Raw genomic sequence first — 13,636 nt, 5'->3', positions numbered from 1 at the left:
CGGTATCCTTCAGGCGGGTGGAAGGCCTGATCCTGTTGAAGAGGAAGATCCGGGACAGGTATGCGCCCGGACTTGCGTAAACCCGTCGCGCTTATGCACGGCGACGGGCCGCCGATCAAGGGGCGTCAGCCACGCGGCTCGATAAGGTCCCAGAGGTTGCCGAAGGCATCCTCGAAGACGGCGACCGTGCCGTAGGGCTCGTGCCGGGGCGCTTCGTGGAAATGCACGCCGGCCGCAAGGAAGGCGGCATGGTCCCGTCCGAAATCGTCCGTGTGCAGGAAGAAGCCGACACGGCCGCCCGTCTGGTTGCCGATCGCCGCCTGCTGGCGCGCGCCATCGGCGACGGCAAGGAGAAGGCCGCTCTCGCCCGCGCCCGGCGGACGGACGATCACCCAGCGCTTGCCGTCGCCGAGCGCCGTATCCTCGACAAGACCGAAGCCGAGCCTGCCGCAATAAAAGGCGATGCCCACATCGTAGTCCGGCACGAGCAGCGAGACGAGGGCGATCCGCTGCCTCATTCCGCGCCGGCCTGCGGCTTGCCGCGCCCGCGCTTCAGGTTGCGGCGGATCATGCCCGGGTCCGCGCCGCCGATGAGGAAGGCGAGCGAGAAATAGACGACCATGGCGAGGCCGACGAGGAGGCCGAGCGCCGCCACCTGCTCGTAGAGCGGCGCGGCCGAGCCGAGATGATCGGCGAGATAGCCGGAAGCGTATTCGAGCGAGACCGCCATGACCACCGTGGCGACGAGCAGCTTTGCGACGCGCACGGCGAGCGCCTTTTCCAGCGGCCAGTGGCCGCGGCGCACCAGCGTGACGAAGAGCAGGAGCGCCGTCAGCCAGCCGGAAACGGCCTCGGCGGTCGCGATGCCGCGCTCGTAAAACAGCGGGAAGAGCGACACCGCCAGCACGCAGTTGATGACCACCGACAGCATGGTGATGCGCATCGGCGTCTTGGTGTCCTCCCGGGCGAAGAAGCCGGGATTGAGCGCCTTGATCATCACGAAGCCGGGCAGGCCGAGGCCGTAGATGGCGAGCGTGCCGGCGACGATGGAGGTCGTCTCCGGGCTGAAGGCGCCGCGCTCGTAGAGCACGCGCACGATCTCGTCGGAAATGACCCAGAGCGCGCCGGCGGCCGGCAGGGTGAGGAAGAGCACGAATTCCATCGAGCGGTTCTGCAGGTGGCCCGCCTCCCGCTCCTGGCCGCCCTTCAGCGCCCGCGCCAGTTCCGGCAGCATCACCACGCCGACGGCGATGCCGACCACGCCGAGCGGCAGCTGGTAGACGCGGTCGGCATATTGCAGGGCCGAGATCGCGCCGTCCTTGGTGGAGGCGATCATCTGGCCGATGAGCTGGTTGATCTGGGTGATGCCGCCCGTCACCGCCGCCGGCAGGGCGAGCCAGAGCAGGCGCTTGACGTTGGGCGTCATGCGCGGGCGACGGAAGCCGATCTTCATGCCGGCATGGCGCACGCCCGCATAGAGTACCGCCATCTGGAGAAGGCCGGCGGCAAGCACGCCCCAGGAGAGATACCAGGCCGTTTCCAGCGGCGTCGCGCCCTGCCAGAGGCCGTAGGCAAGCGCGCCGATGAGGACGACATTAAGGAAAACCGGCGCGATGGCGGCGGCGAAATAGTGATGCAGCGAATTCAGCATGCCCGACAGCATGGCCGTCAGCGACATGCACATGAGATAGGGGAACATGACGACGGCGAGCTTGACCGTCAGGTCGAACTTTTCCGCATCGTCGACGAAGCCCGGCGCGATGACCCAGGCGACGAGCAGCGGCATCAGCAGCTCCATCGCGATGGTCAGCATCAGGAGCACGGTGAAGAGCACGCCGAAGACCTCTTCGGAGAAGCGCTTGGCCCCGTCGATGCCGCCGGCCTCGATCTCCTTGGCAAAGAGCGGCACGAAGGCAGCGTTGAAGGCGCCTTCGGCAAAAAGGCGGCGGAAGAGGTTGGGGAAGCGGAAGGCGGCGTAGAAGGCGTCGGCCATCGGCCCCGTGCCGAGGGCGGCGGCCATCAGCGTTTCGCGGGCAAAACCGAGCACGCGGCTGCCGAGCGTCGCGCCGCCGACGGTCGCGAATTTCTTGACGAGACTCATTGTTCTGCCCTGATCCTTTTCGGCGTGGCGGAAGCCGGCGCGATCATGCCGGGTGGCATGCGATCGCGCGCCTCGTCCGCTTCGTCCGCCATGACGGCCTTCAGCCGCCCGACGATATTGGCCTGCCGGTTGTCGTTGCTGACCTTCTGGCCGACGAGGTCGGTGACATAGAAGGTGTCGATGACCTTCTCGCCGAAGGTCGTGATATGCGCCGAGGCGATGTCGAGCGAAAGGTCGGACAGCACGGCCGTCACTTCCGACAGGAGGCCCGGCCGGTCGAGGCACTCGATCTCGATGACGGTGAACTTGTTCGACAGCGTGTTGGAGATGGTGACGGTCGGCGAGACGGTGAAGGTGCGGGTGCGCCGGCGACTCTTCGTGCGCGTCGCGATCACCTCCGGCAGGCGCTTGCGGCCGGACAGCACGTCCTCAATCATGCGGCCGATCGTGCCGGCGCGGCGCATCTCGTCCGCATCGTTGGGGAATTCGCGGTTGACGAGAATGGTGTCGAGCGCGCGACCGTCCGATGTCGTGAAGATCTGGGCGTCGACGATGTTCGCGCCCGCCGCCGCGCAGGCGCCGGCGATCACCGTCAGCAGGCGCGGATGGTCCGGCGAGAGCACCGTGATCTCGGTGATGGCGTGGAAGGAATGGGTGCGCACCATGGTGGCGAGCGTCTGCCCGCTCTTGTCCGCCTCGCGGATGAAGGCGGCGTGGCGCACCTGGTCCTCCAGCGACACCGTCAGGAGATAGGGATCGTAGTGGAGGCGCGTATAGGTCTTGCGGTCCTTCTGGCTCCAGTCGGCCGGCAGCGTCTCGGAAAGGATTTCGCGGGCGGCCTGCGCCCGCTCCTTGCGCGACAGTTCGGAAAAGCCGCCGGAGATCAGGAGTTCGGTTTCATAATAGAGGGTGCGCAGCAGCTGGCCCTTCCAGCCGTTCCACACGCCCGGGCCGACGGCGCGGATGTCGCAGACCGTCAGCACCAGCAGCATCTTCAGCCGTTCCATCGACTGCACCTTGTCGGCAAAGTCGACGATGGTCTTGCGGTCGTTGAGGTCGCGGGTCTGCGCGACCATGGACATGGTGAGGTGTTCCTCGATCAGCCAGACGACCAGTTCCGTCTGCTTGGGCGTGAGGCCGAAGCGCGGGCAGAGCTTGCGCGCGACCTTGGCGCCGGCTTCCGAATGGTCCTCCGGACGCCCCTTGGCGATATCGTGCAGCAGCACCGCCACATAGAGCGGAATGCGGTCCTCGATGCTCGGCATGACCTGATAGCTGAGCGGATGGGCTTCCTTTTCGCGCCCCTGGTCGATGCTGGCGAGCACGCCGACGGCGCGGATGAGGTGCTCGTCGACCGTATAGTGATGATACATGTTGAACTGCATCATCGCGACGATCTTGCCGAAATCCGGGATGAAGCGGCCGAGCACGCCGGCCTCGTTCATGCGGCGCAGGATCAGCGCCGGGTCGCGCGGCGAGGTGAGGATCGACAGGAAGAGGCGGTTCGCCTCCTCGCTCTCGCGCAGCGCCCCGTTGATGAGCGTCAGCGAACGCGTCATCTGCTTCAGCGCGTCGGGATGGAATTCCAGCCCGTTGATGTCGGCGATGTGGAAGAGACGGATGAGGTTGACCGGGTCGCGCTTGAAGACGTCGGGGTCGGCGATGGTGATGCGGCCGCGGTCCTCGAGGAAATCCAGCGTGCCGGCGATCTTGCGGGTGCGGCGGGTGAAGCGGCTGATGACGGCGGTGATGCCGGGCGCTTCCTTGGCCTGCTGGTCCTCGAGCGTCGCGCAGAAGATGCGCGTGAGGTCCCCCACGTCCTTGGCGACGAGAAAGTAGTGCTTCATGAAGCGCTCGACGGCGGAAAGGCCGGGATGCGGCTGGTAGCCGAGGCATTCGGCGATTTCGCGCTGGATGTCGAAGGACAGGCGCTCCTCCGCCTTGCCCGTCAGGAAATGCATGTGGCAGCGCACGGCCCAGAGGAAATCGTCCGCCTTCTGGAAGAGCTTGTATTCCTGCCGGGAGAGCACGCCGAGCTTGACCAGTTCGGCGGGGTCCTTGATGTGGTAGAAGTACTTGGCGATCCAGAACAGCGTGTGCAGGTCGCGCAGCCCGCCCTTGCCTTCCTTGACGTTCGGCTCGACCAGATAGCGCGTGTCGCCGGCCTTGCGGTGACGCTCGTCGCGCTCGGCAAGCTTGGCGGCGATGAATTCCGGGCCGGTGCCGCGCACGATCTCGCGGTCGAAGCGCACCGCCAGCTCGTCGAACAACGCGACCGAGCCGCAGATGTAGCGCGCCTCGAGGATCGCCGTGCGGATCGTCATGTCGCCCTTGGAGAGCTGGACGCATTCCTCAAGATTGCGCGTGGCGTGGCCGACCTTGAAGCCGAGATCCCACAGGATATAGAGCATGAACTCGATGGCCGGCTCGCTCCAGGCGGCAGGCTTGGCCGGGAGCAGGAAGAGCAGGTCGATATCCGAGCCGGGCGCCAGCGTGCCGCGCCCGTAACCGCCGACGGCCGTGACGGTGATGCGGGAGGCCGGCGGCACCTGGCCGGCGCTGAAGACGTGGTTGAGGGCGAAGTCGTGCAGGACCGCGATCAGCTGGTCCTGCAGCCAGGAAATGCGGGCGGCGCATTGCAGGCCGCTGCCATCGGCGAAGAGCAGTTCGCGGGCACGGGCGCGGCCGGCGGCGTTGACCGCCTTGAACTCGGCAAGAAGCTCGCGGCGCATGCGGTCGCGATAGTCGGCATTGGTGCTGGCGATGAATTCGCAGCGCGCGCGCAGCGCCGGCACGTCGAGAAGGCCGGACTCGGCCGGCGCCAGAAGCTTGTTTTCCATCGGATTCCGGCCTGCGTCCCGCTTGTCGTCCATCGCCCGTTCGGTTCGCATGCCTATAGACCCTTTCAGCATGCGAGGACAATGATCCGAGCCGCTAAGCTTTGCCAAGTTCTTTCTTCAGCGCATAGAGCGCATCCAGCGCCTCGCGCGGTGTCATGTCGTCAGGGTTGAGGCCCTTGACCAGTTCCTCCACCTTCGACGGACCGGAACGCTTGGCCTCCTCGCGGCGCACGGCCACCTGGAAGAGCGGCAGGTCGTCGATGAGCTGGCTTGCCGGGTTCTTGCGATCGGCGTCCTCCAGCTTGGCCAGCACGTCCTTCGCGCGCGCCACGACGGATGGCGGCAGGCCGGCAAGGCGCGCCACCTGGATGCCGTAGGAGCGGTCCGCAGCGCCGGGGCCGACCTCGTGCAGGAAGATCACGTCGCCGTCCCATTCCTTGACGCGCATCGTGGCGTTGGAAAGGCGGGCGAGCTTTTCCGACAGAACCGTCAGCTCGTGGAAATGGGTGGCGAAGAGGCCGCGGCAGCGGTTTCCCTCATGCAGGTGCTCGACGGCGGCCCAGGCGATGGAGAGGCCGTCGAAGGTCGCGGTGCCGCGGCCGATCTCATCCAGGATGACCAGCGAGCGGTCGGTCGCCTGGTTGAGGATCGCTGCCGTCTCGACCATCTCGACCATGAAGGTGGAGCGGCCGCGGGCAAGATCGTCCGATGCGCCGACGCGCGAGAACAGGCGGTCGACGATGCCGATATGGGCGCTTTCGGCCGGCACATAGGCGCCCATCTGCGCGAGGATGGCGATGAGGGCGTTCTGGCGCAGGAAGGTCGACTTACCGCCCATGTTGGGACCAGTCAGCAGCCAGATCGCGCCATGGCCCTTGCCACCCTCCGGCGAAAGATCGCAGGAATTGGCGACGAAGGCGGCCGCCTGCTGGCGCCGCAGCGCCTGTTCCACGACGGGATGCCGCCCGCCGACGATGGCGAACATGGTGGAACCGTCAACGATGGGGCGGCAATAGGCCTGCTCCTCGGCGAGCGCCGAGAGCCCGACGGAGACGTCGACGACAGCCAGGGCGCGCGCCGCCGCCTTGATGGCCTCCGCCTCCGCCACGACCGCCGCGACAAGCCCGTCGAAGGCCGAGAACTCGATGGCGAGCGCCCGGTCGGCCGCGTTGGCGATCTTGGTTTCGAGCTCGGAAAGCACCGTGGTCGTGAAGCGCATCGCGCCGGCCATGGTCTGGCGGTGGATGAAGCGGGCCTTCGCCTCGTCGCCGTCGGTCAGCGCGGAGGCATTGCCGGCGGAGACCTCGATGAAGTAGCCGAGCACGTTGTTGTGCTTGATCTTCAGCGACTTGACGCCCGTTTCCTCGGCATATTGCAGCTGGAGGCCTGCGATGACGCGGCGGGACTGGTCGCGCAGCGCCCGCATCTCGTCCAGTTCGCCATTCGCCGCCTCGCGAATGAACCCGCCGTCGCGCTTGAGCAGCGGCAGCTCGTCGGCCAGCATCACGGCAAGGCGGTGCGCGAGGTCGACCGGCAGTGCGGCGATGGCCGTACGGGCGGCCGCCAGCTCGCCGCCAAGGTCTTCCGCCGCCATCAGCCGGACGATCTGCGCAGAGGCCGTAAGGCCCTGCAGGATCGCGCCGAGATCGCGCGGGCCGCCGCGGCCGAGCGCGATGCGCGACAGCGCACGTGGCATGTCGGGGAGTTGGCGCAAGGCACGACGCAGGTCCTCGCAGAAGGACGGGCGGTCGGCGAGCGTCGCGATGGAATCGAGCCTGATATTGATCGCATCGGGATCGGTCAGCGGCGACATCAGCCGTTCGGCCAGCAGGCGCGCGCCGCCACTGGTGACGGTGCGGTCGATGGCCTTGAGCAGCGTGCCGGCGCGGTCGCCGGACTGGGTGCGCACCAGTTCGAGATTGCCGCGTGTCGCCGGATCGATGAAGAGCGTGGAGGCCGAGCTTTCGCGCTCCGGCCGGCCGAGCGGCGGGCGCTCGGCGATCTGCGTCTTCTCGACATAGGAGATCGCCGCGGAGGCCGCCGCGAGCTCCGCACGGGAGAAGGTGCCGAAACCGTCGAGCGTCGAGACGCCGAAATAGCGGGCGATGCGGCCCTCGGCCGTCGCGCTGTCGAACAGCACCGCCGGCTGCGGGACGGCGACGCGGCCGATGACGTCGAGAACCGGGCGGAAATCGGGATCGTGGAACAGTGTGTCCGGCACGATCAATTCGCGCGGATCGATGCGCAGGATATCGGCGAGAAGCTGGCCTTGCGCCGTTTCCGACAGGCGGAAGATGCCGGTGGAAATGTCGATCCAGGCGAGCGCCATGGCCGGTTCCGCCCCGCCGCGGATGCGCGCGACGGCCATCAGGTAGTTGGCATCGGAGGGCGAGAGCAGCTTTTCCTCGGTCAGCGTGCCGGGCGTGACGAGGCGCACGACATCGCGGCGCACCACCGATTTCGAACCGCGCTTCTTGGCCTCGGCCGGGTCTTCCACCTGTTCGCAGACTGCGACGCGGAAGCCGACGGAGATCAGCTTCTGGAGGTAATCGTCCGCCGCATGGACCGGCACGCCGCACATGGGAATGTCGAGGCCCATATGCTGGCCACGCTTGGTCAGCGTGATGCCGAGCGCGCGGGACGCATCCACCGCGTCCTGAAAGAACAGCTCGTAGAAGTCGCCCATGCGATAGAACAGCATGCTGTCCGGGTTGGCCGCCTTGATCTCGATATACTGTTCCATCATCGGCGTTGCCGATGCGCGGCTTTCGTCGCTGGCGAGTTCCGCCGTCGACAGGATATCGTTCGGGCGGGCGATCTGATCGTTCACGGAGATTCTGTTTCTTCTAAAATGGAGGGTCTGTTCTTCCCAAAAAAGAGGTGCCACCCTAGCCGCGCAGCGATATAGAAAACAACTGCTGTTCAGCAGCTACGGGCCTATCGCCCACAGGAGTGTGAAGGGGGGAACATGCCGGGAACCGACAAAACAGATCGCCAGAGGGCAACCGTTACGGACAAGGAAGCCCTGGACTTCCATTCGTCCGGCCGTCCCGGAAAACTGGAAATCACGCCGACCAAGCCGATGGCGACGCAGCGGGACCTCTCGCTCGCCTATTCGCCGGGTGTCGCCGTTCCGGTAAAGGCCATCGCCGAAGATCCGGCGACCGCCTATGACTACACGACGCGCGGCAACATGGTTGCCGTCATCTCCAACGGCACCGCCATCCTCGGCCTCGGCAATCTCGGGGCGCTTGCCTCCAAGCCGGTCATGGAAGGCAAGTCCGTCCTCTTCAAGCGCTTCGCCGACGTGGACTCCATCGACCTTGAAGTCGATACCGAGAATGTCGACGAATTCATCAACTGCGTGCGCTACCTCGGCCCTTCCTTCGGCGGCATCAATCTCGAAGACATCAAGGCGCCGGACTGCTTCATCATCGAGCAGCGCCTGCGCGAACTGATGGATATCCCGGTCTTCCATGACGACCAGCACGGCACCGCCATCATCGCCGCCGCCGGCCTCATCAACGCGCTGGCGCTGACCGGCCGCGACTTCAAGACGACCAAGCTCGTCTGCAACGGCGCGGGCGCAGCCGCCATCGCCTGTATCGAACTCATCAAGTCGATGGGCTTTGCGCCTGACAACGTCATTCTCTGCGACACCAAGGGCGTCATCTACCAGGGCCGCGAAGACGGCATGAACCAGTGGAAGTCGGCCCATGCGGTCAAGACCGACCGCCGTTCGCTCGCCGAAGCGCTGGTGGGCGCCGACGTGGTGTTCGGCCTTTCCGCCAAGGGCGCCTTCTCGGAAGACATGATCCGCTCCATGGCGCCGCGGCCGATCATCTTCGCCATGGCCAATCCCGACCCGGAAATCACCCCGGAAGAAGTCGCCCGCATCCGCGATGACGCCATCGTCGCCACCGGCCGTTCGGACTATCCGAACCAGGTCAACAACGTGCTCGGCTTCCCCTACATCTTCCGCGGCGCGCTCGACGTGCGGGCCTCCACGATCAACGACGCGATGAAGATCGCGGCGGCCGAGGCGCTCGCCAAGCTTGCCAAGGAAGATGTGCCGGATGACGTGGCGGCCGCCTATCAGGGCGTACGCCCGCGCTTCGGCGCGCAGTACATCATCCCCGTGCCGTTCGATCCGCGCCTCATCTCGGCAATCCCCGTCGCCGTCGCCAAGGCCGCGATGGAAACCGGCGTCGCACGCAAGAACATCCCCGATCTCGACGCCTATGCCCGCGACCTGCGCGCCCGCCGCGACCCGATCGCCTCGACGCTGCAGCAGATCTATGCCCGCGTTCGCCGCCAGCCGAAGCGCGTGGTCTTCGCCGAGGGCGAAGAAGAGCAGATGATGCGCGCCGCCGTGTCCTACGTGAACCAGGATCTCGGCACCGCCATCCTGCTCGGCCGTGAGGAACAGATGCGCGAGACCGCGGAAAAGGCCGGTATCGACCTCGACCGCGCCGGCATCGAGCTCGTCAATGCCCGCATCTCCAAGCGCAACAACGTCTATATCGACTATCTCTATGCGCGCCTGCAGCGGAACGGTTTCCTCTACCGCGACGCCCAGCGCCTGATCCATAACGACCGCAACCACTTCGCGGCCTGCATGGTGGCGCTCGGCGATGCCGATGGCATGGTGACGGGCCTGACCCGCAACTACTCCACCGCGCTGGAAGACGTGCGCCGCTGCATCGACGCCAAGCCCGGCCACCGGGTCATCGGCGCCACGCTGGCGCTCTGCCGCGGCCGCGCCGTGCTGGTCGCCGATACGGCCGTGCATGACATGCCCTCCTCGGAGGAACTGGCCGACATCGCGGAAGAAGCGGCCGGCCTTGCGCGCCGCCTCGGCTACGACCCGCGCGTCGCCATGCTCGCCTATTCGACCTTCGGTCATCCCTCGGGCGAGCGGTCCGAACGGGTGCGCGAAGCGGTGAAGATCCTCGACCGTCGCCGCGTCGATTTCGAATATGACGGCGAAATGTCGGCCGACGTGGCGCTCAACCCGCGCATCATGGAACAGTATCCATTTTGCCGTCTCTCCGGTCCGGGCAACGTGCTCGTCATGCCCGCCTTCCACTCGGCGTCGATCTCGACGAAGATGCTGCAGGAACTGGGCGGCGCGACGGTCATCGGCCCGCTGCTGGTCGGTCTCGACAAGTCGGTGCAGATCGTCTCCATGGGCGCCAAGGACAGCGACATCGTCAATATGGCGACGCTGGCCGCCTATAATTCCGGCGTCTGACCACAAGCGTCATCGCCTGACGAAAGGGGCGTTTCCGCAGACCGCGGAAACGCCCCTCGTCTTTTGCCCTTCCAGCGGACGATAAAAAACCGCCCGCCCCGGAGGTCGGGAACGGGCGGCGAAATCAGACTATGCTGACCTTGATGGAAATAATTAGCTGGCGAAACGCCCCGCGTCTGCGCCGTAATAATTGAGGTAGCGGCCGGAGATCTTGCCGATCGGCAGGACGATCAGCACGTCCGTCGTGTTGAAACCGTGGTCGACGACCGCGCCGTTGCCGACCGTCGCGCCGAGGCGAAGATAGCCCTTGATCAGCGGCGGCATGGCCGAGAGCGCGCGGCGGGCGTCGATCGCCTCCTGCGGCATCAGGTCCATGGTGCGGAAGAGTTCCGGCCGGGCCGAAACGCTCCATTCGTCCTTCGCCTGCACATTGTGGTGCAAGAAGGACAGCGCCAGCGCATGCTCTTCCGGCACGACGCCGTGGAAGGAGGCGCAGCCGAACATGACGTCGATGCCGTGCTTCAGCGAATAGGCCCAGTTGCCCTGCCAGAGCAGTTCCACCGTGCGCTTGGTGCGATAGGCCGGCAGCACGCAGGAGCGGCCAAGCTCCATGAAGCGCTTGTCCGGATGGCTGGCGATCAGCGCGTCGACGTCGAATTCCGACTGCGAATAGAAGCCGCCGGAAACGGCCGCCACATCCTGCCGCAGCAGGCGGTAGGTGCCGACGATCTGCTCTTCCGCGTCACCCTCGATGGACGTGTCAAGCACCAGCAGGTGATCGCAGACCATGTCCCAGGCGTCGATGTCGCGCTTGCGGCGCACCGCATCGGGCGAAAGCTTGGCGTTCATCTCTTCGGCGAAGACGCGGTAGCGCACGGCCTGGGCGGCGTCGATCTCCGTGACGGAGCGGGCGATGCGCGTCTCCAGATTGCCGATGCGGCCGAGCACATCCGTTCCCGAGCGGCCGGCAATGGGGGCCGGCTTCTGGGCGATCTCCGCCGGAGCAATGGTCTGGGCGAGGTCGAGCGTCATGGCAGTCTACCCGTTAAGCGAAACTGCGTGGTTTTAACCACGATTCTGCAACAGGATAATGACGCAAGGCCGGCTTGGATAGCGAAAAGCCGTCCTAGCCCGCGACGCGATGCGCGAGCCGGGCGATTTCCGCAAGGAGTGCGGCCGGATCGGCAGGCTTTGCCAGGACCGCATCGGCGCCGATGGCCAGAAGCTCGCCCTTGAGGGCGGGGCGACTGTCCGCGGTCAGCACGATGACCGGCAGGCGGGCGTTGCCATAGTCGCGCTGCACGATGCGGGCGATCATGTCCTTGCCGTCTCCCCCGGGCATGCCGAGATCGGTGAGGAGAAGATCGGCCACAAAGGGGCCAGCCTCCGTCGCACCGGCAAGGGCGGACACCAGCGCCGGATAATCCGGCACATGGCGCACCGTGTGCCCTGCCCGCTCCAGAACGGAGCGCACCAGCATGGCGTTCACCGGATCGTCCTCGGCGAGCAGGATGCGGGCGCCGGTGGACGGCGCCGGGATCGGTTTCGCGTCCGGTTCCGGCGCGGCCTGCGGCAGATCCTTCAGGATCGGGCGATTGTCGTTGATGGCGTCGCGCACCTCGATGCCCTTCATGCGGCCGCGCAGCACCTCGACCAGCGAGCGCTCGCGCAGCGGGCGGATGAGCCAGGAATCGTAGCCCTCGCCATTGCCGATCGCCCGGCCGCCACGCTCTTCCGGATTGACGAGATAGACGCGGCGGGCGCGGCTGTCCCGCAGGAAGGCGATGTCGGCAAGCTCGCGGCGGAAGACGCCGGCGAGACGGTTGTCGACGATGATATCGGTCAGTTCCGCCTTACGGCCGGAAAGCAACTGGAGGAGGTCCAGCGCCTCCTCGATGGAGGTCGCGAGATGGCATGCGCCCCCGAGCGAATCCACGGTTCGCACCAGCGCCCTGGAGGCGGGGCCGTCCGGCGCGAGGAGGAACACGCGGCTGCCCTTCAAGACGCCCTTTCGGCCGGTGCCGGCGGTCGGCAGACGCTGCATCTCGACCGGCATGCGAATGGTGAAGGTGCTGCCCTTGCCGGGCGCGCTTTCCAGCGTCAGTGCGCCACCGGCCTCACGCAGGATGCGAGCGGAAATGGCAAGCCCGAGGCCGGTGCCGCCGCTACGCTGGGCGGCGCTGCCTGTCTGCTCGAACTCCTCGAAGATACGGGCCTGCTCCTCGGCATTCATGCCGGGGCCGGTATCGGTGACGCGGATGACGACGGCGCCACGGTCCAGCGTGGTTTCCAGCGAGACCCCACCCGTATGGGTGAACTTCACGGCATTGCCGACGACATTGTAGAGCACCTGGCGCAGACGCGGTGCATCGTAAAGGAGAAGACCTGGCACGTCGGGCGCAACGAAGGAGCCGATCTCGATGCCCTTTTCATGGGCGCGCGGCGAAAGCATCTCGACTACGCTTTCCAGCATCGGCCGCACCGGCTCTTCCGACGGACGCAGCTGGAAGCGGCCGGCCTCGATGATCGAGAAATCGAGCAGGTCGTCGACGAGCTGGACGAGCGCGTGGCCGGACTGGCGCATGCCGGCTAGATAGTTCTTCTGCTCGGCCGTCAGGCGCGTCTGGCCGATCAGATGCGACATGCCGAGAATGCCCGACAGCGGCGTGCGGATCTCGTGGCTGACGGTGGCAAGCAGGCGCGACTTGGCGGCGCTCGCCTCCTCGGCACGCTGGCGGGCGCGCTCGCGCTCGCCTTCGGCGCGGCGCTCCTCCGTCACGTCGCGGGCGATGGAATGCACGACGAGGTCGCCCGAGGCGGGATTACGTACGGTGACATCGTGCCAGGAATAGATGCGCTTGCCGGCGGGGCCGCTAACGTCGACGTCGTAGCGATGGGCGGTGCCCTGCGAGCGGAAGGTGAGACCGAGCATCTCGCAGGTCTTGCCCTCGGCGTCGGCGATGCCGGTAAGGTCGCCGAGAACGGCATTGGCCTTGAGAATGCGGCCGTCGAGCGTGCGCATGACGACGATATCGCCGAGCACGTCATGGATGGCCGAGAGGATTTCCGAGGTCTCGCTGCGTTCCCAGCTCCGGTCGTCGGCCGTTTCGGCGACCGGCCGGGCCGAACGGAAGAGGAAAGCCGCGCCCGCGATGCCGGCAAGGCCGAGGCCGAGGGCGGCGATGTAGAATCCGGCCGCCATGCCCGTCGCCAGCACGAGCGCCGCCATGAGAAGGCCGACGCCGGCAATGGCGCTGCGCAGCGTCGCATGGTTTTCCGGCGCGGGCGGCGCGACGTCGATATCGGGAACGGCGGGCGCCGTTTCCACGCGGGAACGGACGCGGGCGGAACGGCGCGGCGCTTCGGCAAATTCGGCCTTGAGCCGGTTCTGTAGCTTGACGGGTTCGCTCATGACGAACCGCATAGCACGCGGTCCGTTCA

General features: G+C 66.5%; 7 protein-coding genes. 1 reads left to right on the top strand and 6 read right to left on the bottom strand.

All coding sequences use genetic code 11. The features are described 5' to 3' along the window. Positions 1 to 125: 125 nt before the first annotated feature. The 4 genes from V8U06_RS21005 to mutS form a co-directional block, all read right to left on the bottom strand. Entirely contained in the window at positions 126 to 518 is a 393-nt protein-coding gene (locus tag V8U06_RS21005) for a VOC family protein (RefSeq protein WP_427142347.1), read from the bottom strand. Then, positions 515 to 2,101 (bottom strand): murein biosynthesis integral membrane protein MurJ, encoded by a 1,587-nt coding sequence (gene murJ, locus V8U06_RS21000; RefSeq protein ID WP_226920764.1) that lies wholly within the window; start codon positions 2,099 to 2,101, stop codon positions 515 to 517. The genes V8U06_RS21005 and murJ overlap by 4 nt, the downstream gene beginning before the upstream one ends. Next, the gene (locus tag V8U06_RS20995; RefSeq protein ID WP_226920767.1) at positions 2,098 to 4,941 is read right to left on the bottom strand and encodes a [protein-PII] uridylyltransferase; all 2,844 of its coding nucleotides are present in this window, start codon (positions 4,939 to 4,941) and stop codon (positions 2,098 to 2,100) included. The genes murJ and V8U06_RS20995 overlap by 4 nt, the downstream gene beginning before the upstream one ends. Positions 4,942 to 5,035: 94 nt before the next feature. After that, a complete protein-coding gene (gene mutS, locus V8U06_RS20990; protein ID WP_427142346.1) occupies positions 5,036 to 7,771 on the bottom strand; it encodes a DNA mismatch repair protein MutS in 2,736 nt (911 codons plus the stop codon). 138 nt (positions 7,772 to 7,909) lie between these two features. Between mutS and V8U06_RS20985 the strand changes: the two genes are divergently transcribed. Next, positions 7,910 to 10,195 (top strand): NADP-dependent malic enzyme, encoded by a 2,286-nt coding sequence (locus tag V8U06_RS20985; RefSeq protein WP_427142345.1) that lies wholly within the window; start codon positions 7,910 to 7,912, stop codon positions 10,193 to 10,195. A 153-nt stretch (positions 10,196 to 10,348) separates the two neighbouring features. On the opposite strand, the gene V8U06_RS20980 is transcribed toward V8U06_RS20985, so the two are convergent. Together V8U06_RS20980 and V8U06_RS20975 are read right to left on the bottom strand one after the other, a co-directional pair. Next, positions 10,349 to 11,227, bottom strand: a complete 879-nt coding sequence (locus V8U06_RS20980) for a GNAT family N-acetyltransferase (protein ID WP_427142344.1) — start codon at positions 11,225 to 11,227, stop codon at positions 10,349 to 10,351. 94 nt (positions 11,228 to 11,321) lie between these two features. Then, complete coding sequence (locus V8U06_RS20975) at positions 11,322 to 13,607, bottom strand: ATP-binding response regulator (protein ID WP_427142343.1); 2,286 nt, start codon at positions 13,605 to 13,607, stop codon at positions 11,322 to 11,324. Positions 13,608 to 13,636: the final 29 nt, after the last annotated feature.

The sequence above is a fragment of the Shinella sp. G-2 genome (assembly GCF_050172695.1).
Taxonomy (GTDB): domain Bacteria; phylum Pseudomonadota; class Alphaproteobacteria; order Rhizobiales; family Rhizobiaceae; genus Shinella.
Note: the sequence above shows the minus strand (reverse complement) of the source record. Positions and strands in the feature narration are given on the sequence as shown.